Below are 21299 nucleotides of genomic sequence, written 5' to 3'. Positions count from 1 at the left end.
TGGTCATGACGGTGAGTGAGCTATGTTGAACCTCTGTGGGAGACAATGAAGGCGCCCAGGCGCCATCGCCGCAGCAGGCCCGGGCACAGGCGTCCGCGATCACCGCGGGCAAGACGGTGCCGGAGGCGGAGGCGGCCCCGGCGTCCCAGCTCAGAGAGCTCTTCGACGGGCCCCACCTGTCTCCCGGGCAGCGTCGCATCGCCCAGTACCTGATCGAGAACATCGCCGAGGCGGCCTTCCTGTCGATCACCGAGCTCGCGGACCGGGTCGGCGTCAGCCAGCCGTCCGTGACGCGGTTCGCCGGCGCGGTCGGCTTCAGCGGCTATCCCGCGCTGCGCGAGAAGCTCCAGTCCATCGCGCTCAGGACGCTCGCGAGCGGTCCGGGCGCGGCGGAGGAGGACCGGGCCAACGAACTCCAGGCCGCGGTCGACGCCGAGATCGAGAACCTGGAGAACCTGCGCCGGGACTTCGCCGACCCCGACCGTGTGATCAGCGTCGGCCGCGAGCTGTCGCGGTCCACCCCGCTGACCGTGCTCGGGCTGCGCATCTCCGTCTCGCTCGCCGAGTACTTCGCCTACGCCGCCCGGCGCATCCACCCCGACGTGCGGCTGGTCACCCTCGGCGGGAGCGTCGCCTACGACGCGCTGCTCCAGTCCCGTGAGGCCGGCGGCACCTGGGTGCTGGCCTTCTCCCTGCCCCGGCACGCGCACGAGACCCTCACCGCCGTCCGGGTCGCCCGCAGCGCCGGGCTGAAGGTGGCGCTGATCACCGACCTGGCGCTCGGCCCGGTGGCGGACGAGGCCGACGTCACCTTCGCCACCGGCACGGGCTCCCGCCTGGTGTTCGACTCCTACGCCGGGCCCGGGGTGATGTGCGCGGCCCTGCTCCAGGCCATGACCGACGCCGACCCGGAGCGGACCCAGGCCCGGCTGGAGGAGTACGAGCAGCTCGCGGACCAGCACCAGTTCTTCCTCAAGGACTGACGAGGACGGATCGCTCGCGGAACTGGTCGGAACGTATGGGGAGCATGCCGTTCAAAGCAGGCATGAATGTTTTCATACGTCTTGAAAAGCGGATGGCATATATAAATACTGCTCACGGATCGCGGCCGGCCCACTCCGGGCGCGTTCCACGGGGCGTCCGGTCGGGCACCGCCTGCGCGTGCGCCCGCGGCGGCCCCGGTCATCCCCTAGGCCGGGGCCGCCTCGCCCTCGTCGGACCACCCTCCACGACGCCGCACACCCGGAAGCGATGATCATGCCTGTGACGACCACGCGCACCAGCCCGGACTGGCCCTGCCAGGTCAAGGCCCCCGGCAGCTACGACTGGGAGCGTTCGGCGACCAGGTGGCTGCGTGAACTGGTGCCCGCGCGCTACGGCGGTTACCCCGCGATGGTGCGCCACCCCGTCCTGCTCGCCCGGCACGCGCAGATCCAGGTCCAACAGGAGATCCGGGTGGCCCGCACCGCCCTGCAGACCGCCCGCTCCGACCTGCCCCGGCTCGGCATGCCGGAGTCCGTCATCGAGCACACGATCAAGCTGTACGCAGCGGAACTGCTGCAGCTCCAGCACATCGCCCGCAGTGTCCGGGCGGTGTCGGAGGCACTGGTGGGACGCGGCGGAGGCCGCTGAGAACCCATCCGCACCGTCTTCTCGCACGAATACGGACCGACAATCCTGTGATCAGACCGGTTCCGATGTGCGATGCTCGTCGCGTGACCAGCGATTCCGGCTTCTCCGCGGACTCCGGCCCCGCACCCGACACCGCGGCGCTGGCGAGGATGGTGGCCAGGCAGCGGGCCGAGTTGGACCGACTCCAGGAGCGGGTGGCGACCTCCGCCGTGATCGAGCGGGCCAAGGGGGCGCTGATGGCGCTGACCGGCTGCTCCCCGGAGGCCGCGCACGAGGAACTGCTCCAGCGTGCCAGGGCCTCGAGCCGCACGCTGGTGGAGGAGTGCTGGATCACGCTCGGCACCCTGGTGCCCCCGCTCGCCCACACCGGCGGCGCGACGGCCCCGGACTCCGCGGCCACCGTCTCCGCCGCCCCGGCCGGCCCCGGCCTCGGCAGCACACGGGGCCCGGCCCCGTCCCCCGGCGTCGTCGCCGCACCCGCGGCGGGCGGACCGGGCGGCGACTCCGCCGTCCTCGCGATACTCGGCCGGGCCCTGGTCCGCGCCGGCACCCCGCACGACCTGGCCCACTGCCTGCGGGAGCACCTCGCCGAACCCGTCGGTGCGGACGCGGTGATCCTCTACCGGCGGCTGCCCGCCGGAGGGCTGGAGCTGATCGGCCACGCCGGCGTCGACGACACCCTGGCGGACCAGTGGCGGCACGTGCCGCCGCTCAGCGGGGTCCCCGCGCTGGACGCGCTCGACGCCGGTGAGCCGCGCTGGCTGGAGGACCTCGCCGCGGACGCGGAGGGCAGCGAGCGGCACCTGCTGATCGGCGACCCCGCCGAGCAGTGGCGGTCCCGGGCCTGGCTGCCGGTGGTGGGCGGGAGCCCGGCCCATGTGGCCATAGGTGTACTCCGCTCCCGGGGCGGGCCGTTCAGCCCGCACGCCCGGGAACTGCTGCGCGGTGCCGCCCGGCTGTGCGCCGGCCGGCTGCGCGCCTTCGACGCCCGCCCCGAGCACCTCACCGGAAGCGCCCCGGACGAGGTCCACGCCCTGTTCGAGGCGCTGCCCGGCACCACCCTGCTGCTCACCCCGCTGCGGTCGGCCTCGGGCGAGGTCGAGGACTACCGCATCGACGCCGCCAGCCCGCAGACCGTCGATGTGACCGGACGCAGCGGACGCGAGCTCACCGGGCTGCGCATCCTGGAGTGCTGGCCGGCCGTCGCCGAGGAACCGCTGTGGCAGGGCTGGCTGGGCGTCCTCGACACCGGTGAGCCCTACGAGAGCGAGCCGTACGCGCAGCAGGAACTCGTGGCCGGCGCCCAGGAGCTGTCCACGTACTCGGTGCGGGCCTGCCGCGTGGGCGACGGGCTGCTGGTCACCTGGCTGCGCCAGGACTCCTCCGACCGGCAGGAGCAGCGTCTGGCGGATCTGCAGCGCCTCGGCCGTCTGGGCTGGGCCACATGGAACCTGGTCACCCGCGAGGCCGTCTGGTCGTCCCAGGTCTACGCGCTGTTCGAGCGCGATCCGGTCCACGGTCCGGTGCGGCTGGAGGAACTGCCGAAGCTGGCTCTGCCGGAGGACGAGCCCGCGCTCGCCCGGGCCGTGCGGGAACTCCTCGACGCCGGCAAGCAGTTCGACGTGCCGTTCCGGCTCAGGACGTCGTCCGGTGTGCGGCACCTGCGGGCCGTCGCCGAGGCCGTGGCGGATGCCGCGGGCACACCGGCCGAGGTCCATGGCTTCGTGCAGGACCTCACCGCGCAGCGCAGCGCGGAGCTGGCCCTGGTGGAGAGCGAGCGGGCGATGCTGACGCAGCACGGGATCCTCCAGGCCGAGCGGACGCTGGCCGGCCGGCTCCAGCACGCGCTGCTGCCGCTGCCGCGCCGGCCCGTGCGCCTGGCCGGGCTGGGGGTGGACCTCGCCTATCTGCCCGCCGAGTCCGGGATCCACGTCGGGGGCGACTGGTTCAGCGCCATCGAACTCCCGGGCGGGGACGCGCTGTTCGTGGTGGGGGACGTCGCCGGGCACGGCATCGACGCGGTGGCCACCATGGCCCAGCTGCGGTTCACCGCCAAGGGCATGATCTTCACGGGCTCCTCGCTGACCGGCGCGCTCGCCCGGCTGAACACGCTGCTGCTGCACTCCCGCGACACACACGGCACGGCGACCATGGTGCTGGCGCGGTACCAGCCGGACGAGCACCGGCTCCTGTGGGCGCAGGCCGGCCATCTGCCGCCGCTGCTGCTGCGCCGGGGCGAGGCCCGTTACCTCGAACGCCCGCGCGGGGTGCTGCTGGGAGCGTCCGAGACTCCGCACTTCGAGGAGGCCGAGTGCCGGCTGGAGCCCGGCGACCGGCTGCTGCTCTTCACCGACGGCCTGGTCGAGCGGCCCGGCGAGAGCATCCAGGACGGCCTGCAACGCCTCGCCGAGGCCGCGGCGGCCCGCCGCACGGACGCGCCCGGCTCGCTCGGCCCGCTCCTGACCGCGATGCTCAAGGGCGAACGGCGGGACGACGTCTGCGTCCTGGACATCAGGGTCCCGGCGGAACCGTCATAGCCCGGCCGGACTTTCCCGATCCACCCGGTGGCCGGGTCAGTCCACCGGGTGGCCCGGTGGGATGGCGGCCGCGTCCGTCAGACGCAGCAACGGGTCACCCCGTCCCCCGTGTTCTCCTGGTTCGCCCTGTTCACCTTCTTCGCCTCGTTCGGTTCGTTCCCCTTGTTCGGCTCGTTCCCCTGGTTCCTCCCGTCCGGCCCGCCCTCCGGACTCCACCGGCTCCAGCACGAACCCCACATGGTCCCCGCCGTCGGCGCGCCGGACGATCCGGCCGATGAACCAGGCGGGCGCGTCGTCGAGCACGACGGCGCCGCCCTGCCGCCGGGTACAGGGCACATCAGCGAACTTGTCCACGCCGTCGTCGCCGGTGCTGCCGCCGAAGAGCTCGGCGAGGGCGTACTGATCTCGGGCCAGCAGATGCACGGCGAGCCGGTCCGCCCGCTCGGCCACCCTGAAGGTGCGGTTCACCTTGGACAGCCACACGACGAAGCGCAGCGGATCGATGGAACACTGCGAGGCGAACCCGACCAGGCAGCCCGCCCGCTCCCCGCCCGCCGCGGCCGTCACCACGTACATCTCGGGGTCGAGCCGCCCCAGGAACGCGTCCACGCCCGTCATTCCGTAGCCCTCCGTCCGCCGCGCCGGTCTCCGTGCCCGTCCGGCGGCACCAGCTCAGCACATCACGGCCGCGTCCGCCCGTTCGCTACGCCTTCCCCCCGGCGGCGAGAAAGCCGCGCAGGGAACGCGTCATCGCGGCGACGAAGGCGTCCCGGACCGTGTCGTCGAGGGCGTCCAGCGACAGATACGGGTTGAGGTCCTCCAGCTCGACCAGCAGCAGTTGCCCGTCCGGGGCGCGGCAGGCGTCCACGCGCTGGATGCCGTGGTCGAGGGCGTTCCACTCGATGAAACGCCGGGCGAACTCCAGGTCGTCCCGGGTGGGTTCGTACGGCCGCAACTCCCAGCGCCGCCCGGGGTCCGGGGCGTACAGGGCGTACTGGAAGTCGTGGTCGACGAAGCAGAAGGAGATCTCGTGGGCGAAGTCGATGTGCGGCTGGGCGAGGACGGTGCCGTCGACCAGACCGGGCAGCCGGTCGGCGGTGACGACGCGCAGCCCTATGGAGTCGGCGCCCAGTTTCGGTTTGACCACGTACCGGTCGGCGGCGGGCAGCAGGCGCAGGTCCTCGGGACGGTCCACGGTGGGGATGACCGGGTACCCGGCGGCGGTCAGGTCGAGGAGGTACTGCTTGCCGGCCATGTCGCCCCGGCCCGTGAGCGGGTTGTAGACCCGTGTTCCGCCGGCCAGGGCCCGGGTCCGGAAGTCGTCGTAGGCCGCCCGGTACTCCAGGACGGGACCGCTGTTGCGGACGACGACGGCGTCGAAGGCGTCCATCAGGGCCGCCGCGTCCCGCGGGTGGCACAGGGCCAGGTCGAACTCCTCGCGAAGGCGGGCGGTCAGCCGTATGTCCTCGTCGCAGTAGCGGCGTCCGCGCGCCGGATACGCCAGGTCGGTGACGTACAGCAGGCGTGGGCGTGCGGACGGCATGCGGGGCTCCCGGGGTGCTGTGTCCGGTGGAAGGAGGGCGAGGAAAGGTTACTGCGGGCAGGTCGGAGCGCTCGCCTGGCCCTCGGTCGCCCTCGATCACTGCACTGAGTGCCATGGTCGCCGGAGCCGCCCCCCACCCTTTCCCCGCGTGACGGTACTCCGTACCGCGAAGAACCCAGATTTTGGTACGGAGTACCTTTACGTCTGGCACTGAGTGCCATACTCTGTTGGCCGTGCACGGTGGCACGGGTACCGCGCACGGGCGTGCACGGGTGGCCGGGCACGCCGGATTCCGGCCGAGCGCAGGGAGTTGACCAGCGTGTACCACTACTCAGGCAGCGCGGCTCATACGGATGCCGGCGCCACGGCAGGCTCCGCGACCGGCCTCCTCGAGCCCGGCGCCCACGACCAGGACGCCCTGTACTTCCAGCGCTGCACCTGGTGCGGGACGACGATGTTCCACCGGGTGCTGTGCCCGGTGTGCCGGGGCAGCGAGCTGCGCACCGAGCGCAGCGCGGGCACGGGCACGGTCCGCCACTCCACGGTGGTGCACCGCAACACCCCCGCCGCCCGCAATGTGTCGCTCATAGAGATGGGCGAGGGCTTCGTGGTACGCGGCCGGGTCATGGGGCCGCTGATCGGCATCCACGGCGGCGACCGGGTGCGGCTGTCCACCGCCAAGGACCCGGTGCGGGGCGAACCGGTCTTCCAGCTGGTCGACGAGCCGTACAGCGCCTGGAGCTGACGCTCTCTCGGCCACCGCCGTCACAACAGCACCCTCGGGTGCGGCAGGTCCCGCGACCGTTCCGGTCCGGGGACACCGGCGCGCTGGTCCTCGCGGGCCGGTCCCAGGGCCAGGGCCAGGAAGGTCAGCACCGCGCAGACGGCGTAGACGCTGCCCGGCCAGGCGAGCAGCTCGGGGTACGGGCCCGGATGCGCCAGCCGGTCCTCCACGCCGATGAGACGCGGCACCAGGCGGGTGACGGTGACCAGCGCCCACAGGGCGAGGGCGATCCGGCTGAGCGGCCGCCGCCGGCCGGGGCCGTGGGCCAGCCAGATCATGGCGGGCACGCACCAGACCCAGTGATGGCTCCAGGAGATGGGGCACACCAGCAGCCCGTACAGCTCCACGGTGACGAGGACGCCGAGCAGGTCGCCCCGCCGGACGCGGCGGCGCAGGGCCCAGGCCGCCGCCAGGGTCACCAGCGCCAGCGCCGCCCACCACAGGGCCGAGTCCGTCACGTCGGGGCCGAGCAGCCGGGTGAGCGCTCCGCGCAGGGACTGGTTGCGCACCGACCACACCGGGCCGACCCGCGCCGTGTCCGTCACCAGGTCCGACCAGTACCGTGCCGAGGCGTCCGGGGCGAGGCACCAGGCCAGGACCACGGTCGCACAGCCGGTCGCGGCCGCCCACCCCGCCGCGCGCCACTGCCGGGTGGCCAGCAGATACAGTCCGCCGACGGCCGGCGTCAGTTTCACCGACGCCGCCAGACCCACGGCCGCGCCACGCCCCGCCGCCGTACGGGACAGAGCCAGTCCCCCGAGGACGACGGCGCCCAGCAGCAGATTGACCTGGCCCTGGTCGAGGGTGTGCCGCACGGGTTCGAGCCAGGGACCGGCGGCCGCCCAGAGCAGGGCGAGGTCCCGGACGCGGGCGCCGGGACCCGGGGAGAGCAGCCGCAGGGCGCACACCGTGATGACGAGCAGGGCCGCCAGGGACACCGCCTGCCACAGCGCGACCAGCACCGCCCAGGGCAGGTGCGCCAGCGGCAGGAACAGCAGCGCGGCGAAGGGCGGGTAGGTGAACGGCAGCTCGGGGATGGGCGGACCGGTGCGCACCACGTAGTCGTACAGACCGCCCGAGAGCACGTGCGGCGATGCCTCGCGGTAGACGCGCAGGTCCAGCGGGTGGGACGGATGCGTGACGACGGTCAGCGCGTACAGCGCCAGGGAGCCGGCCAGACACCAGCCGGCACGAGCGATGAGCCACTCGCCGATTCCCCGGCTCCGGGCCAGGATTCCCTTCACTCCACCAGCTCCGTCACGTCCGCGGCGCCGTCACACCGCCACGCCACCGTCACACCCGCCGCGGCACCGTCCAACCCGCCGCGACACAGGCCGGCCGGCGGTGCCGGGCCCTGTCCGCGGCGCCCACAACCTAGCCGGACGCACGTCCCGCGAAACGCCGCCGCGCGGGGAAACAACCCGCGGAACATATGTGTCATCCCGGCTCCACCTGCCCGCCCGTCCCACGTCGGACAACCGCAATCCCCGGGCCGAAGCCGCCGGTTCGCGGCCGGTTGGCGTGACCGTGTCGCCGGCGCCGCCCTTCTCCCCTTCACAGGCAACCCACAGCCGGGCAACCCCGTCCTCCGGGACGCGAGCGGCCCTCCGGACCGACGGGGCGCCTGAGCTCGTGTGCGGCAGGACGTGCGCGCCTGCCGGGAACTCCAAGGAGGGGACCCTTGATCCGTGCCCGGATCCGTGCCCGGTGCATAGGTGCCACCGCCGTGGCGTTGCTCGCCATGGCGGGGACGGCGCCCGCATCGGCAGCGCAGCCTCAACCGCCCCATGCCGACCGGCCGTTCACGTCGAACGCGGACGGCGACGGGCTTCCGCCGGGCTGGCGCCTCACCGGCGAAGGAGCCGCCCGGCAGCTGGAGTGGCACTCGGCCACTCCGGTGCCCATGGGCGACGCGCGTGTCGAGTTCTACGCGGGCGACCGGCTGATCGGGCGGCCGAGGCCCGGTGGGGACGGCCGCACCTTCCGCCTCGGCCTGGGCATTGCCCGCACCACCGGCCTGCACGGCCTGCAAGCCCGCGCGGCCGGGCGGCGGTTGGACACACCCGGCGCCACGACACGAACGCCCGGCCAACGTTCCCTCGCGGCGGCGCAGCCGCCCGCCGCCCTCCCCGCGAACGCCGTCGACCCGGGCAGACCGGGCCCGTACCGCACCGTGACGGGCGAGTACAGCCTCACGTCGGTGCGGCTGCCCGGGTTCTCCGCACCGGTCGAGATGCGGGGCGTGGTGGTCGCGCCGCAGGGCGCGCCCGGCCGCCGGCCGCTCGCGCTGTTCCTGCACGGCCGCCACGCCACCTGCTACAAGCCGCACGGCGAGGACGTCACCGGCGACTGGCCCTGCCCGGCCGGCACCCGGCCGATTCCCAGCTACCGCGGCTATCTCGAGGACCAGCGGCTCCTGGCCTCGCAGGGCTATGTGACGGTGTCGATCTCGGCCAACGGCATCAACGGGCAGGACTGGGCGGCCGAGGACGGCGGCGCCCAGGCCCGTTCCTCGCTCGTCCGACAGCATCTGGCCCGGTGGGCCGGCTGGGCCGCCCACCCGTCCACCGCGCCCGGCGCCGTGCGCCGCGCGCCGACGGCCGACCTGTCGCGCGTCCTGCTGGTCGGGCACTCGCGCGGCGGCGAAGGCGTCAACCGGGCGGCCATGGACAGCCTCTACCCGCCGCCCGCCGACCAGGACGGCTATCACGGGCCGGCCCGCTGGCACATCAGCGGCACCGTGCTGATCGGTCCGACGATCTTCGGCCAGAATCCGGTCGCCGATGTGCCGTCCACGACGATCCTGCCCGGCTGCGACGGCGACGTCTCCGACCTTCAGGGCGAGGTGTACGTCGACGGCACCCGCGGGGTCAGCCGCGGCACCGCCCTGCACAGCGCGGTGTACGTGATCGGCGCCGACCACAACTTCTTCAACACCGAGTGGACCCCGGGCAAGGCGCAGGCGCCCGCCGAGGACGACTTCTACGACGACCCCGAGCACCGGGACCCGGTCTGCTCGCCGGGCACCCGCACCCGGCTGACCGCCGACCGGCAGCACCGTGCCGGTGCCACCTACATCGCCGCGGCGGCCCGGCTGTTCGTCGCCGGCGACGACCGGGTGCGCCCGCTGCTCGACGGCTCCGGCTTCCGGGCGCCGTCCGCGGACCCGGCGCGCGTGCTCACCCACGCCGTCGGCGCCGGCCGCACCGGCGGCCTCCTGCCGGACGGGCCGGTCTCGGTGACCGGGGGCCGGCTGTGCTCGGCGGTGGACCCGAGCCCGTCCACGGCCTGCCTCGGCTCCGGCACCGCCGGCCTGTCACCGCACTTCGCCCAGTGGGACACCGCCCGGGAGACCGGCCGCCGCGCGGTCGCGCTGCGCTGGTCCGCCGCCGGATCGACGGCACGGATACGGTATACCGCGCCCGTGTCGCTGAAGGGTTCCGGGAGCCTGGCGCTGCGCCTCTTCGTGCCGCCGAACACCTCCGGCACCCGGCTGGACGTTGCCCTCACCGACGCCTCGGGCCACCGGGCCGTGCTCGGCCGGGTACGCGTCGACGGTCTGCCGGGCACCGAGCGGACCGCCTCCTACTGGGCGCGCGAGCTGCGGGTCCCGCTGACCGCCGCCGCCCGTGCCGGGCTCGACCTGCGCAGGATCGCGTCGCTGGAGGTGACGCCGCGCACCCGCTCCGGCCGTGCCTGGCTGATGGACGCCTGGGGCTGGCGCCCCGGCACCCCGGCGGTACGGGCGGCCGCGCTGCCCCGCATCGACATCGGCCGCCTCACCGTCAAGGAGGGCGACTCGGGCGTGCGCACCTTCCGGGTGCCGGTGCGGGTCTCCGGCCACGGCACCGGTCGGATACGGCTGTACGTCCTGGACCCGGTGACGGGCAAGGCCGCCGACAGGCTGGTGACGGTGCGGGCGGCCGGTCACTCCGTGGACGTGCCGGTGCGGGTCGAGGGCAACACCCGCTTCGGTGCGGACGTGCCGTACGACGTGGTGGTGAAGGCGGTGCACACCTCGGTGGTCGGCTCCCACCGGGGTGGGGTGACCGTCGAGAACGACGACCCGCGGCCCACCGTCACGGTCACGCCCGTGGCCGACCGGGTGACCGAGGGGAAGCCGCTGACGTGGCGGATCGGCCTGTCGGCACCGGCCGACACCGACATCGTGGCGGCCTTCCTCGTGCGGCCCGTCCCCCAGGGTCCGGAGCTGTCCACGAAGGACGTCGACGCGGGGTGGATGCGGGACGTCTCCGGCGAGTCGCCCGACCCGGAGCGCCCGCTGTCCCAGGTGCAGGGCCTGTACCTGGTCGCGGGCTTCCGGCCGGGCGAGGTGAGCACCGAGGTGACGGTCCCGACGGCTCAGGACCGCGTCGAGGAGCCGGCCGAGTCGGTGCGTTTCCAGCTGACCGACGACTCCTGGGAGCCGCAGGAGGGCGGCGCGCTGTTGACGGGGGCGGTGCTGGACGCGTCGTAGGCCGCTTGGCGGGGTCAGGCCTCCTGCCGGGGCGGGGCCTCCCGTCGGACCACGGCCTCTTGCCGGGACGGGGCCTTCCGCCGCCACGGGGCCTCCCGCCGCCACGGGGCCGTGCCGTCCCGGCCGGCCCTCGCGCGCCGGTCAGCGGGTGAGAGTCACCCGGATCCCGACGGTCCCCTGCTCGCCGCGTCGCAGCCGGCTGCCGAGCAGGGTGAGGCGGCCGACGATGCCGTACTTGCGGGCGATCAGGCCCCGGTAGCGGGAGGTGGTGGCCGGGTCGCAGATCTCGGCGGTCGCCGGGACCTGGTCGCCGGTCGGGTGGCCGCGCAGGTCGCAGGGGCCCACGAGGACGCCGGCGCGGTTGCGGATCCGCCTGACCTTCCAGGAGTCGGCCGCCGTCCACACACCGAGCGCGTCGCCGTCCCGCACCACCCACACGGGGGTGGCGACCGGGCTGCCGTTCTTCCGGTAGCTGGTGAGCAGCAGGTACTTGCCGGCCGCGAGCCGTGCCAGTCGGGTGCTGAGGGGATCCGGCTCACCGGGCGGGTCGTTCGGGATCCTGTTCATGCGCCCAAGATAGGCGGCTTCGTCCGCCCGGCACAGGCTGCCTCACCCGCGGCCCGGAACGACGCCGACGCACGACGGCGGGGACTCCCCCTGGGCTGAACGCCGGCCTGCCGCGGCCCGTATGGAGGGAGGGCGCCCAAGGACCGGAGCGCCGCGCGAGGTTGGGAGTCTTCGGTGTTCGGGAGCCAGGCATGAGGCACGCACGACGACGGGTCGTGAGGCGAGTGACACGGCTGACGGCCGTGGCGGGACTCCTCCTCGGAGGAGCGATGGTCACGCAGGCCGCGATGGCGGACGAGGCTCCCGGCACCGCCGGTGCCACGCCCGGCTCCGTACGGTCGGCCGCCGCCACGGGTGCCACCACGGCCGCCTCCACGGGGGCCGGTCTGGTGGCACGGCTGGGTACGGCGCGTACGGCGGGCAGTTGGATCGGCGCCGACGGGCGCCCGGTGGTGGCCGTCACGGACACCGGGGCCGCGGCCGAGGTCCGGCGGGCGGGGGCCGAGGCGAAGGTCGTGCGGCACAGCATGGACGAGTTGGGATCGGCCACGGCGGCCCTGCGTACGGCGCCCCGCGTGCCCGGCACGGCGTGGGTGACGGACTACCGGACCAACCGGGTGACGGTCGAGGCGGACAGCACCGTCTCCGCCGCCGACTGGGGCCGGATGTCCCAAGTCGCCGAAGGCATCGGCCCGTTCGTGCACATGGAGCGCACCAGGGGCCGGTTCACCACCCGGCTCAACGGGGCGCAGCCCATCCTGTCGACCGGCGGGCGCTGCTCGGCCGGCTTCAACGTGACCGACGGGCGCGGCGACTTCATCCTCACCGCCGGTCACTGCGGGCCCACCGGCTCCATCTGGTTCGCCGACGGCCAGGGCAGCCGGCAGTTGGGCACGACGGTCGGCGGCAGCTTCCCGGGCAGCGACTTCTCGCTGGTGAAGTACGCCTCGGGCCGGGCCGGTCCGGGCGCGGACGTGGTGGCGATCGGCGGCGGCAACGGGGTGCGGATCACGGGTGCGGGCGATGCCGCGGTGGGACAGCGGGTGTTCCGCAGCGGCAGTACCAGCGGGCTGCACGACGGTGAGGTGACGGGGCTGAACGCGACGGTGAACTATCCGGAGGGCACCGTCACCGGCCTGATCCAGACCACGGTGTGCGCCGAGCCCGGCGACAGCGGTGGCCCGCTGTTCTCGGAGGGGATCGCTCTGGGGGTGACCTCGGGGGGCAGCGGCGACTGCACGACGGGCGGGACGACGTTCTTCCAGCCGGTGACCAAGGCGCTGACCGCGCTGGGTGTGAAACTGATCGTGTCGGCGCCGCGGCAGGGCACCGGCCAGGGCGCCGCTGCCTCCGCCGCCCCGTCCGCCCCCTCCGCTCAGGCCACCCACAGCGCCATCGCGCCCGGCGCCGTCTCCCCCGGGTCGCCGGCGCCGGTGACGGGCGCGACGACCGGGGTGACGCTGCTCGCCCGGCTCACCGACCCCAGGAACGTGGGCCCGGGGCTGCTGGTCATCGGCGGCAGCCTGATCGCACTGGTGGCGACCCGGTGGATCCGCTCGGAGCAGGACAGGAAGGCGTACCAGCGGTACTACTCGGCCACGTGGGGCTGACCAGGACGGTGCCGGGGCGGTGCCGGAACGGGCCGGCGGCGGTCGGTGCGAACAGAGGTCGGTGCGCTGAGGCGGGGGCACCCTTTTCGCGCGTTCGGCGAGGGTGCCCCACGAGGCCGGTCAGGCGGCCCGGTCCGACTGCGGAGCGGCCGCGGCCCACTCCATGACGAGGCGCTGGTACAGCTCGCGCTGCTCGGTGGTGAGTGTCCCGCCCGCCCGGCGCCACAGGGCCCGGATCTCCTCGTTGACCTCCGCGGCCGATCGCTCGGAGGCGGCTTCAACAGTGGTGGACATGGTGTGAAGCATATGCCGCTCGACGTGAAGGCGCTGTGAGTAAGTACACGCCATACGGACATTCCGGACCGTGTCCCTCATCACGTGAATCCGGCGCAACCCGCCGCTCCGGACCTCAGGTTCCGGGCTTGCGGCCGTACACCATGACGTCGTCGCCCTTCTTCAGCAGCGACCAGTACTTCTTGGCGTCCTTCGTGGTCATGTTCACACAGCCGTGGGAGCCCGGCGGGTTCCACATGCTCAGGCCCACCGAGTGGAACGCCTGGCCGCCGTCGAAGAACTGGCTGTAGGGCATCGGCACGTTGTAGAGGCTCGAAACGTGGTCGATGTGACGCCAGTAGATCTTCTTCAGGCCCGTGCGGGTCTCGTAGCCGTTGCGGCCGGTGCGCACCGGCACGGGCCCGTACACGAGCTTGCCGCCGTCCTGGATCCAGCTCAGTTGCAGGGTGAGGTTGACGCAGGCGATGCGGCCCTTGTTCGTCGGGCACTTGCCGTCCTTGTTGGGCTTTTTCCCCACGGCCTTCTGCTTGTTCATGAGATCCATCACGCCCCAGGTGACCGGACCCGCGTACCCGATGTTCGGGGTGATGCCGTGCTTGGTCTGGAAGGCGCGTATGGCCGTGCAGTCGGCGGCCGACTGCCGTCCGTCCACGGGCCTGCCGAGGAACTTCTCCACCTGCTTCTGGTACGGCCCGGTCTTCGTCGTACAGCTCGCCGCCTGTGCCGGCGCCGTGCCGAGCGCGAGCGTGAGCGGCGCGATCATCCCCGTGACGCCGAGTACGACGGCTCCCCGCCTGCCGATGTCCCTCATCGTGGTCCTTCTCTCCCCCGTGGTGCGTTCGCGTGTCCGCGCTCTCGGACACATAGACAGCTATGGGGAGAGATCGGTTGTAGGCCGCTTCATGCCGAAATGAAACAGTGACCTTCGACACCCGGAAGCCGCCCGCCGGGGCGCCCGGAGGGAAATGGGATGGGGTCAGGGGGTGCGAAGGGCGGTCCGGAAGCCGGTGTTGACGGCGGTGAGGCCGCCGTCGACGGTGAGGGTGGTGCCGGTGATCCAGGCCGCGTCACGTGAGGCGAGGAAGGCGACGGCGGCGGCGATGTCGTCCGGCTCTCCGATGCGCCCCAGCGGGTACAGCCCGCGGATCCGGTCGAGTTCGGCGTCCCGTCCCTCCCACGCCGACGTGCGGACCGTGCCCGGCATCACGCAGTTGACGCGTACGCCCCGGGCGGCGGCGTGCCCGGCGAGGGTACGGGTGAGGGAGACCAGGCCCGCCTTCGCGGCGCTGTAGGCGTGGTTGCCGAAGTCCTGCGTGCCGTTGACGGAGCCGATGCTGACGATCGCGCCCCGGCCGGACGCCACCAGGTGGGGCAGGGCGGCACGGCAGCAGCGATGGGCGCCGGTCAGGGTGACGTCGAGGTCGCGATCCCAGACCTCGTCCGTGCCGTCCTCGAAGAGCGGGGTGTCGGGGGTGCAGTGGGCCGCGCTGTTGACCAGCACGTCGAGCCTGCCGAACGCGTCGACCGCGTGCGCGACGGCCGCCTCCACGGAGTCCCGGTCGGCCACGTCGCAGCGGTACGCCCAGGTCGCCAGTCCGCCCTCCCGCAGGATTCCCGCGGTCTTCTCCGCCTCGGTCGCGTCGGCGTCGGTGACCAGGACCCGCGCCCCCTCCTCGGCCAGTCGCCGGGCGATGGCCGCGCCGATGCCGCGGGCCGCGCCGGTGACGAGCACTCCGTGTCCCTCGAACCGCCTCGTGTCCGTCATGGGCAGAACCTACCGTCGCGGCGATCGTTTGGGCAGATACCGTACGGCCCCCGTCCGCGTTCACAGGTGGGGATTCACACCGGGTCCGGCAGGTCCATGAGCGCGAGTTCGGCCGGGTCGACCACGGCGGTGATCTCCGTGATGTGGCCGTCGGCGACAGTGAAGACCAGGAGGGAGACCGGGGTGCCGTCCTCGTTCCAGGAGATGACGCCGGGGCGGCCGTTGACGGTCGCCGCACGTCCTCGTGCCGCACTGCCTGCCACACGCGCGCGGGTGGCGACCTCGGTGGCCCCGAGCGTGACGAACATGCCGTTCGGGGTGTGGACGGTGAACTTCACTTCGGGGTGGAGAACCTGCAGCAGTTCCTCGAACCGGCCGTCACGGGCCGCGGCCAGGAAGGCCTGGACCGCCTCGCGTTGTTGTCGTACGACGCTTGCCGGCTGCCGGGCGGCCTGTACCTTCCTGCGGGCCCGGCTGGCGAGCATCTTGGTCGCGTCGGCGGACCTGCCGAGAATGGGGCCGATGTCCGCGAAGGGCACGGCGAACACGTCGTGCAGCACGAACGTCAGCCGTTCGTCAGGGCGCAGCGCGTCGAGGACCGTAAGGAGCGCGAGGCCGACGGAGTCCCCGAGTGCGACGAGGTCCTCCGGGGCGGGAGCGTCGTCGAGCGTCACGGTGAATTCGGGCAGCCGGTCGTCGAGGGAGACTTCCGGGCGCGTCCGGCCCGAGCGCAGGACATCGAGGCTGATGCGGCCGACCACGGTGGTCAGCCAGCCGCCGAGGTTGTCGATGGTGTCGGTGTCCTGGCGGGAGAGACGCAGCCACGCCTCTTGGACCACGTCTTCCGCGTCGGCATGTGATCCGAGCATGCGGTGGGCGACGGCGCGGAGCCGGTCGCGGTGGGACTCGAAGGCCTCGGCGATCGGGTCCGCGGGATGAGTGGCAGCCATGGTGTTACCTCCCTGGATGCTGCTCCGTCATAGGGATGACGCGCACCGACGTCGCAACGTAACCCGATGAAGGAGAGCACCCCCCATGGAGAACCGGCTCAGGAACAAGAACGCGAACGACCCCGATGTGTGGACCGCGATCCAGCATCTCCAGAAGGCGATCGCCGCCGGGGGCGTCGACCCGAAGCTGCTCGCGCTGGTCCACCTGCGCGTCAGCCAGATCAACGGCTGCTCGGCGTGCGTCCACGCCAGTGTCGCCGGGGGCAGGAAGGCCGGTGACACCGACGAGCGGCTGCACAACGTGACGGCGTGGCGTGAGGCGCCGTTCTACACCGACGCGGAGCGCGCGGCACTGGCGCTGGCCGAGGCCGCCACCCGGTTGCAGGACGGTGCGCCGGGCGTCACCGACGAGACCTGGGAAGAGGTCAACGCCCATTTCACCGAGGAACAGATCGGCGCGATCAATCTGGAGATCGCGCTGACCAACTTCTTCAACCGGATCAACCGCACCATCAAGGAACCGGCCGGCAGGACCTGGGGCTGAGCCCGGCGCGTCCTGATGCGCAGGACCTTCTGATCCACGCAACCCGCGGGCCGATCCGCAATCCACGGATCGCAGAGCCTCCTGATCGGCGAGCGGGGCGAGCGTAGCCGAACAGGATGAAGGAGGGGCGGCCGGTGTTCCGGCCGCCCCTCTGGCATGTGCTGTTGTCGCGAGCGGCACCTCGCCCGTGACCCCGCACGACGAGCCGAGCGCGGAGGAATGGGTACCGGAGTTCCGGTACCCATCCCTCATTGCCGCATCGGTCATTGCCGGTTCAACGGCGCATCAGCGGTGGTTCAGCTGGTGCTGCAGGAGAACGTCGGCCAGGTGGTGCTGCCGTTCTTCATGATCGTCAGGCCCCAGTTGTTGCCGTTGCCGTTAGGCGTGGCGACAAGCGTCTGAGCGTCGGGGTAGGACGCGTTGACGTTCCAGGTAGCGCTGACCTTCTCGGGGGACGGGATCTTGGCTGTCACCTTCCAGGCGCTGGAGCCGGAGACCGAGACATTGAGGTTGTACCGGTCGCTCCACGAGTCACCGGCCGTGACGTTCACGGTGCAGCCGCCACCGCCGCTCGGAGGCGGAGGGGTGCTGCCACCGGTGCCGCCACCGCTGCTGCTGCCGACGGTGATGTTGGAGCTGCCGCTGCTCTGGTAGCCCTCGGTGGCCAGGATCTCGTAGTTCGGGGTGCCGAGGGTCAGACCGTGGCTCTTCCAGGCGTTGAAGATGTTCGACACGGTGATGGTGCCGCCGGTGCGCTTCGCCTGGCGGATCGCCCAGTACTGGTCGAACGTCGAGTTGTTGCCCTCGATGGACGGAGCGTTGGTACGGGTCGTCTTGTACAGGTCGTACGTGCTGCCGTCGCTGCTGACCGAGCCCAGCTTGGTCGCGCCCGAGCTCGGGTTGTAGCTGCCGTAGTTGTCGACGATGTACCACTCGACCAGCGGGTTCTGGAACCAGCCGTACAGCGACAGGTAGCAGTTGCCGTTGCAGTTCCACGTGCCCGAGTAGGTGACGGGGTTGGCGGAGTTGCCCGGGTTCCAGCCCTTGCCGGCGACGACGTTCTGCGAGCCCGTGTTCCAGGTCAGGCTGTAGTTTCCGCCCGACCCCAGGGTCATGGTGGCGCCGCTGGACTGCTCCCAGAACGAGTAGAAGTAGCCGTTGTTGGTACCGGTGCTGTTCGAGCTGATGGTCGTGTCGGCCTGGGCCGCGCCGGGCAGCGCGAAGGCCACCACGACCGCCGCCGCCGTGGCGACAAGCCCTCGGAGGGCGGCCACGAGGCCGCGTCTGCGGCGCATCTCGTGGGTCAGCGTTTTCATGAAGTGTTCCTCCTAGTGCGGGTGGGGGGGTGCCGCGCGCCATCGCCCCGTGGCCGTCACCGGTGTCCAGGACATGGGCATGACACTTCCGACCGCGCAGAGCGACGCGGCCGGAAACCGGGTCAGCGTGCGACCCGGATCACCGGCGACCGGGCACCGGCGATGGCGAACAGTCTGGACCGCCGCCCCGGAGTGTCAACAGTTTCGGTGGATGTTTCGAAACTTTCTACCGACAGACAGTTCACAGGCAAGGCATAATGCCTGGTCAGAGGATGGTTCTTGCTGCTCACCCGTTACCGGCGGTCAACCGCTATGAAATTACGCAGATTTGACGGACCAGGAGACGCTTTCCTCATGTCGAAAGTTTCGATTCTGTTTCGGTTGTCGCGGTGCGGCGACGGGCTACGATCCGGGGGCAGCGGTGAGCGCGACCCGCGCCAAGCCTCCCGCGGCGAGGAGAGCGAGGCCCAGGTGCACGAGATGCCTACTCCGAGGAAGACGGCGAAGAGGACGCCCGCCAAGAAGAGTGCCCCCAAGCAGCGACTGGAAATCTCTGATCATCCCTAGTCCTCGCTACTTTTGTCCGTGGCCGTCGGTTCGCAAGGCGGCTGGGCATTCACCGCTGGTAGACGTGCTGATCTGCCGTTCCGTGCCACCCGTCCGATAGCGTCCGCCACATGTCCGCGTTCATACAGCAACTCCCCGCACTCATCGGCGTCGTGATCGGCGCGCTGGGCTCGTATCTGGCGGTCGTGCGCAGCGACCGGGCGCGGTTCCTGCGGGAGCGGACGGCACGTTGGGAGGAACGGCGGCTCTCGGTGTACTCCGACTACGCGCGCTCGCTGAAGCAGACGGTCGCGCTGACCTACCGGGTGGCCTCCCATCTGGGCGCCGACCCGCATCCGCACCCCCTGACGATGGCGGAGGCGCAGCCGTTGCTGGCGGAGGCGGCCGTCGCCCGGGAGCCCTCGGGCGAGACACTGATCATGCTGGGCGGCAAGGAGGCGGTGGAGAAGGCCCGGGTCTGGGTGGCCGTGGTGCTGGAGATGGAGCGGTTCGTGCGCGAGGGGCGGCGGGAGCCGGAGGCCTGGCAGACGCTCCTTGCGCGGCAGCGCGCCGCGCGCGAGGGCTACTACGCCGCCGTACGCTCGGACCTGGAGCTGCCGCCGGGGCATGCGGCGCGCTCACCGCTTCCGTCCGTACCGGCCGCGTGAGCCGTCGCCGTCCATGCCGACCGCGTGTGTACCTCCGCCGTCCGCGCCGGCCCCGTGAGTCCGCTCAGCGGTAGCCGGTCGCGTCCGCCGGCTTGCCCGCGTCCTGCACCTCGACCAGATACCGCCAGGCGTCGGGGCGGCTGCCGTCCACATCGGTGAAGCCGTACACCTGGGCGAGCCCCCCGCTGGACAGCGACCGCCCGTTCCAGCGCGCCACGTCCGGGTCGGCCGCGAGGGCGGCGACGGCCCGGCCGACGTAGCGCGGAGTCTCGGACACGGCGAAGTGAGGCACCTGCTCCAGGGCGTCGCGCCAGTTCTCCTCCCGCACCCCGAAGTGGTCCAGCATCATCTCCGAACGCAGCCAGCCGGGGGTGAGCGCGACCGCGGTGGCGCCGCGCGGGCCGAGTTCGTGGCCCAGGGCGAAGGCCATGCGCAGCACGGACGCCTTGGCGAGGTCGTAGAAGAGATTGACGCGGTAGGTGTCCCGGTTGTACTCGGCGGTGCCGTCGGTCATCTCCACCACCAGGCCGCCGGGCCGGCGCAGCAGCAGGGGCAGGGCGTGGTGGCTGGTGACGACGTGTGTCTCCACGGCCAGGCGGAGCAGCCTGAGGCCGGCCGCCAAGTCGTGCTCCCAGACGGGGGTGTCCCACTCAAAGAGCTTCTCGCCGCCCCAGATGTCGTTGACGAGGACGTCCAGGCGGTCCTGTTCGTGGGCGATGCGTTCGACGAGGGCGCGGACCTGGTCGGGTTCCAGATGGTCGGTGGGGACGGCGATGCCTCGGCCGCCGGCCTCGGTCACCAGTTCGGCGGTGTCCTCGACGGTCTCGGGGCGGTCGTACTCGGAGCGCCGGGCGCGTGTGCTGCGTCCAGTGACGTAGACGGTGGCGCCGGCCGCGCCGAGTTCCACGGCGATGCCGCGGCCGGCGCCGCGTGTCGCTCCCGCGACCAGCGCGACCTTGCCTTCCAGTGAACGTGGATGTGGACGTGACATGTCCGGCCTCCTGTGCGTCTTCCCGTGGTGTCCTCGTCGAGGGTGGCGCGGAAGCCGGACATCTTCTGTCGTCTTTCTCTCGTCCTTCTGTCGTCCTTCTGTCGTCCTTCTGTCGTCCTTCTCTCGTCCTTCTGTCGGTCACGTCGGGCCGCCGGGGCCGTTCAGTGACCGCGGGCGATCCACTCCTGAAGGTGCGGGGCCTCCGCGCCGATGGTGGTGGCGTCGCCGTGGCCGGTGAGGACCTTCGTCTCCGGCGGCAGGGGGAGCAGGCGGTCGCGGATGGAGTCGATGATCGTCGGGAAGTCGGAGTAGGAGCGGCCGGTGGCGCCAGGGCCGCCCTGGAAGAGGGTGTCGCCGGTGAAGACGACGCCGAGCCCCGGGTCATGGAGGCAGACCGCGCCCGGCGCGTGGCCGGGGGTGTGCAGGACGGTGAGGTCGGCGCCGGCCGTCTCGAGCACCTGGCCGTCCGTCAGGTGTTCGTCGGGGTCACGGTCGCGGTGGGTCATCTGCCACAGCGGCAGGTCGTCGGGGTGCAGCCAGATCGTCGCACCGGTGAGGTCCGCGAGGGCTGGTGCGGCGTCGATGTGGTCGTTGTGCGCGTGGGTGCACACGATGGCGGTCAGCCGGCGGTCGCCGACCGCCTCCGCGATGGCCTCGGCGTCGTGGGCGGCGTCGATGACGATCGCCTCGCGGTCGTCGCCCACGATCCACACGTTGTTCTCGACGTCCCAGGTGCCCCCGTCGAGGGTGAACTGTCCCGAGGTGACGAGGCGTTCGATGCGGGCGGTCATCACAGCACCACCACCGAGCGCAGCACATCGCCGCCGTGCATCCGCTCGAACGCCTTCTCCACCTCGTCCAGCCGGATGGTCTCGGTGACGAACTTGTCCAGTGGCAGGCGCCCTTGGCGGTGCAGGTCGATCAGCATCGGGAAATCCCGGGAGGGCAGGCAGTCGCCGTACCAGGAGGACTTCAGCGCCCCGCCCCGGCCGAAGACGTCCAGCAGCGGCAGCTCCAGCTTCATCTCCGGGGTCGGCACGCCGACCAGGACCACCGTGCCGGCCAGGTCACGGGC

At 72.2% G+C, this 21299-nt stretch carries 19 protein-coding genes and 1 pseudogene; 8 read left to right on the top strand and 12 right to left on the bottom strand.

Going from position 1 to position 21299, the window contains the following annotated elements; all coding sequences use genetic code 11:
- Nucleotides 1–35 precede the first annotated feature (35 nt).
- The 3 genes from ABZ484_RS09825 (at nt 36) to ABZ484_RS09815 (ending at nt 4169) form a co-directional block, all read left to right on the top strand.
- Nucleotides 36–983 carry a MurR/RpiR family transcriptional regulator gene (locus ABZ484_RS09825; RefSeq protein WP_358865364.1) on the top strand — a complete coding sequence of 316 codons (948 nt, stop codon included), beginning with the start codon at nt 36–38 and terminating at the stop codon, nt 981–983.
- Between the two features lie 268 nt (nt 984–1251).
- Nucleotides 1252–1632 (top strand): hypothetical protein, encoded by a 381-nt coding sequence (locus ABZ484_RS09820; RefSeq protein WP_358865363.1) that lies wholly within the window; start codon nt 1252–1254, stop codon nt 1630–1632.
- Between the two features lie 149 nt (nt 1633–1781).
- Nucleotides 1782–4169 carry a SpoIIE family protein phosphatase gene (locus tag ABZ484_RS09815; RefSeq protein WP_358865424.1) on the top strand — a complete coding sequence of 796 codons (2388 nt, stop codon included), beginning with the start codon at nt 1782–1784 and terminating at the stop codon, nt 4167–4169.
- A 36-nt stretch (nt 4170–4205) separates the two neighbouring features.
- Here ABZ484_RS09815 and ABZ484_RS09810 read toward each other — a convergent pair whose 3' ends face one another.
- The gene (locus ABZ484_RS09810) at nt 4206–4787 is read right to left on the bottom strand and encodes a flavin reductase family protein (protein ID WP_358865362.1); all 582 of its coding nucleotides are present in this window, start codon (nt 4785–4787) and stop codon (nt 4206–4208) included.
- An 85-nt stretch (nt 4788–4872) separates the two neighbouring features.
- Complete coding sequence (locus ABZ484_RS09805; protein WP_358865361.1) at nt 4873–5712, bottom strand: hypothetical protein; 840 nt, start codon at nt 5710–5712, stop codon at nt 4873–4875.
- Between the two features lie 319 nt (nt 5713–6031).
- Between ABZ484_RS09805 and ABZ484_RS09800 the strand changes: the two genes are divergently transcribed.
- Nucleotides 6032–6457 carry a zinc ribbon domain-containing protein gene (locus ABZ484_RS09800; protein WP_358865360.1) on the top strand — a complete coding sequence of 142 codons (426 nt, stop codon included), beginning with the start codon at nt 6032–6034 and terminating at the stop codon, nt 6455–6457.
- A gap of 20 nt (nt 6458–6477) precedes the next feature.
- Here ABZ484_RS09800 and ABZ484_RS09795 read toward each other — a convergent pair whose 3' ends face one another.
- Nucleotides 6478–7740, bottom strand: a complete 1263-nt coding sequence (locus tag ABZ484_RS09795; RefSeq protein ID WP_358865359.1) for a glycosyltransferase 87 family protein — start codon at nt 7738–7740, stop codon at nt 6478–6480.
- Between the two features lie 497 nt (nt 7741–8237).
- Between ABZ484_RS09795 and ABZ484_RS09790 the strand changes: the two genes are divergently transcribed.
- A complete protein-coding gene (locus ABZ484_RS09790; RefSeq protein ID WP_358865423.1) occupies nt 8238–10973 on the top strand; it encodes a hypothetical protein in 2736 nt (911 codons plus the stop codon).
- A gap of 141 nt (nt 10974–11114) precedes the next feature.
- Here ABZ484_RS09790 and ABZ484_RS09785 read toward each other — a convergent pair whose 3' ends face one another.
- The gene (locus ABZ484_RS09785) at nt 11115–11540 is read right to left on the bottom strand and encodes a PPOX class F420-dependent oxidoreductase (RefSeq protein ID WP_358865358.1); all 426 of its coding nucleotides are present in this window, start codon (nt 11538–11540) and stop codon (nt 11115–11117) included.
- A 191-nt stretch (nt 11541–11731) separates the two neighbouring features.
- On the opposite strand from ABZ484_RS09785, the gene ABZ484_RS09780 reads away from it, so the two are divergent.
- Complete coding sequence (locus tag ABZ484_RS09780; RefSeq protein ID WP_358865357.1) at nt 11732–13150, top strand: S1 family peptidase; 1419 nt, start codon at nt 11732–11734, stop codon at nt 13148–13150.
- A gap of 120 nt (nt 13151–13270) precedes the next feature.
- Here ABZ484_RS09780 and ABZ484_RS09775 read toward each other — a convergent pair whose 3' ends face one another.
- The 4 genes from ABZ484_RS09775 to ABZ484_RS09760 form a co-directional block, all read right to left on the bottom strand.
- Nucleotides 13271–13456, bottom strand: coding sequence for a hypothetical protein (locus ABZ484_RS09775; protein ID WP_358865356.1), 186 nt, complete (start codon nt 13454–13456; stop codon nt 13271–13273).
- Nucleotides 13457–13559: 103 nt separating this feature from the next.
- A complete protein-coding gene (locus tag ABZ484_RS09770) occupies nt 13560–14255 on the bottom strand; it encodes a L,D-transpeptidase family protein (protein ID WP_358865355.1) in 696 nt (231 codons plus the stop codon).
- Between the two features lie 165 nt (nt 14256–14420).
- Nucleotides 14421–15209, bottom strand: a complete 789-nt coding sequence (locus ABZ484_RS09765) for an SDR family oxidoreductase (RefSeq protein WP_358865354.1) — start codon at nt 15207–15209, stop codon at nt 14421–14423.
- 74 nt (nt 15210–15283) lie between these two features.
- The gene (locus tag ABZ484_RS09760; protein ID WP_358865353.1) at nt 15284–16159 is read right to left on the bottom strand and encodes a sigma-70 family RNA polymerase sigma factor; all 876 of its coding nucleotides are present in this window, start codon (nt 16157–16159) and stop codon (nt 15284–15286) included.
- A gap of 85 nt (nt 16160–16244) precedes the next feature.
- Here ABZ484_RS09760 and ABZ484_RS09755 point away from each other — a divergent pair, with 85 nt between their 5' ends.
- Nucleotides 16245–16703, top strand: coding sequence for a carboxymuconolactone decarboxylase family protein (locus ABZ484_RS09755; RefSeq protein WP_358865352.1), 459 nt, complete (start codon nt 16245–16247; stop codon nt 16701–16703).
- A 296-nt stretch (nt 16704–16999) separates the two neighbouring features.
- Here the strand turns inward: ABZ484_RS09755 and ABZ484_RS09750 are convergent, their stop codons facing one another.
- Nucleotides 17000–18019, bottom strand: coding sequence for a glycoside hydrolase family 11 protein (locus ABZ484_RS09750; RefSeq protein ID WP_358865351.1), 1020 nt, complete (start codon nt 18017–18019; stop codon nt 17000–17002).
- Nucleotides 18020–18696: 677 nt separating this feature from the next.
- Between ABZ484_RS09750 and ABZ484_RS09745 the strand changes: the two genes are divergently transcribed.
- Nucleotides 18697–19233, top strand: coding sequence for a hypothetical protein (locus ABZ484_RS09745; protein ID WP_358865350.1), 537 nt, complete (start codon nt 18697–18699; stop codon nt 19231–19233).
- Between the two features lie 64 nt (nt 19234–19297).
- Here the strand turns inward: ABZ484_RS09745 and ABZ484_RS09740 are convergent, their stop codons facing one another.
- The 3 genes and pseudogenes from ABZ484_RS09740 to ABZ484_RS09730 all read right to left on the bottom strand — a co-directional run.
- Nucleotides 19298–20224: an SDR family oxidoreductase gene (locus tag ABZ484_RS09740; RefSeq protein ID WP_358865349.1), complete on the bottom strand. Its 927-nt coding sequence runs from the start codon at nt 20222–20224 to the stop codon at nt 19298–19300.
- A 161-nt stretch (nt 20225–20385) separates the two neighbouring features.
- Complete coding sequence (locus ABZ484_RS09735) at nt 20386–21015, bottom strand: MBL fold metallo-hydrolase (protein ID WP_358865348.1); 630 nt, start codon at nt 21013–21015, stop codon at nt 20386–20388.
- Nucleotides 21015–21299 (bottom strand): annotated as a pseudogene (locus tag ABZ484_RS09730) (S-(hydroxymethyl)mycothiol dehydrogenase); the annotation flags it as partial. The pseudogene ABZ484_RS09730 and the gene ABZ484_RS09735, both read right to left, overlap by 1 nt.

Source organism: Streptomyces sp. NPDC006393 (genome assembly GCF_040628575.1).
Lineage (GTDB): Bacteria > Actinomycetota > Actinomycetes > Streptomycetales > Streptomycetaceae > Streptomyces.
Note: the sequence above shows the minus strand (reverse complement) of the source record. Positions and strands in the feature narration are given on the sequence as shown.

Coding starts and splice junctions, on each gene's coding strand:
- ABZ484_RS09740 (WP_358865349.1), bottom strand. CDS start 20,224: ATGTCACGTCCACATCCACGTTCACTGGAAGGCAAGGTCGCGCTGGTC.
- ABZ484_RS09760 (WP_358865353.1), bottom strand. CDS start 16,159: ATGGCTGCCACTCATCCCGCGGACCCGATCGCCGAGGCCTTCGAGTCC.
- ABZ484_RS09745 (WP_358865350.1), top strand. CDS start 18,697: ATGTCCGCGTTCATACAGCAACTCCCCGCACTCATCGGCGTCGTGATC.
- ABZ484_RS09810 (WP_358865362.1), bottom strand. CDS start 4,787: ATGACGGGCGTGGACGCGTTCCTGGGGCGGCTCGACCCCGAGATGTAC.
- ABZ484_RS09735 (WP_358865348.1), bottom strand. CDS start 21,015: ATGACCGCCCGCATCGAACGCCTCGTCACCTCGGGACAGTTCACCCTC.
- ABZ484_RS09755 (WP_358865352.1), top strand. CDS start 16,245: ATGGAGAACCGGCTCAGGAACAAGAACGCGAACGACCCCGATGTGTGG.
- ABZ484_RS09750 (WP_358865351.1), bottom strand. CDS start 18,019: ATGAAAACGCTGACCCACGAGATGCGCCGCAGACGCGGCCTCGTGGCC.
- ABZ484_RS09785 (WP_358865358.1), bottom strand. CDS start 11,540: ATGAACAGGATCCCGAACGACCCGCCCGGTGAGCCGGATCCCCTCAGC.
- ABZ484_RS09790 (WP_358865423.1), top strand. CDS start 8,238: ATGGCGGGGACGGCGCCCGCATCGGCAGCGCAGCCTCAACCGCCCCAT.
- ABZ484_RS09775 (WP_358865356.1), bottom strand. CDS start 13,456: ATGCTTCACACCATGTCCACCACTGTTGAAGCCGCCTCCGAGCGATCG.
- ABZ484_RS09780 (WP_358865357.1), top strand. CDS start 11,732: ATGAGGCACGCACGACGACGGGTCGTGAGGCGAGTGACACGGCTGACG.
- ABZ484_RS09815 (WP_358865424.1), top strand. CDS start 1,782: ATGGTGGCCAGGCAGCGGGCCGAGTTGGACCGACTCCAGGAGCGGGTG.
- ABZ484_RS09770 (WP_358865355.1), bottom strand. CDS start 14,255: ATGAGGGACATCGGCAGGCGGGGAGCCGTCGTACTCGGCGTCACGGGG.
- ABZ484_RS09765 (WP_358865354.1), bottom strand. CDS start 15,209: ATGACGGACACGAGGCGGTTCGAGGGACACGGAGTGCTCGTCACCGGC.
- ABZ484_RS09820 (WP_358865363.1), top strand. CDS start 1,252: ATGATCATGCCTGTGACGACCACGCGCACCAGCCCGGACTGGCCCTGC.
- ABZ484_RS09805 (WP_358865361.1), bottom strand. CDS start 5,712: ATGCCGTCCGCACGCCCACGCCTGCTGTACGTCACCGACCTGGCGTAT.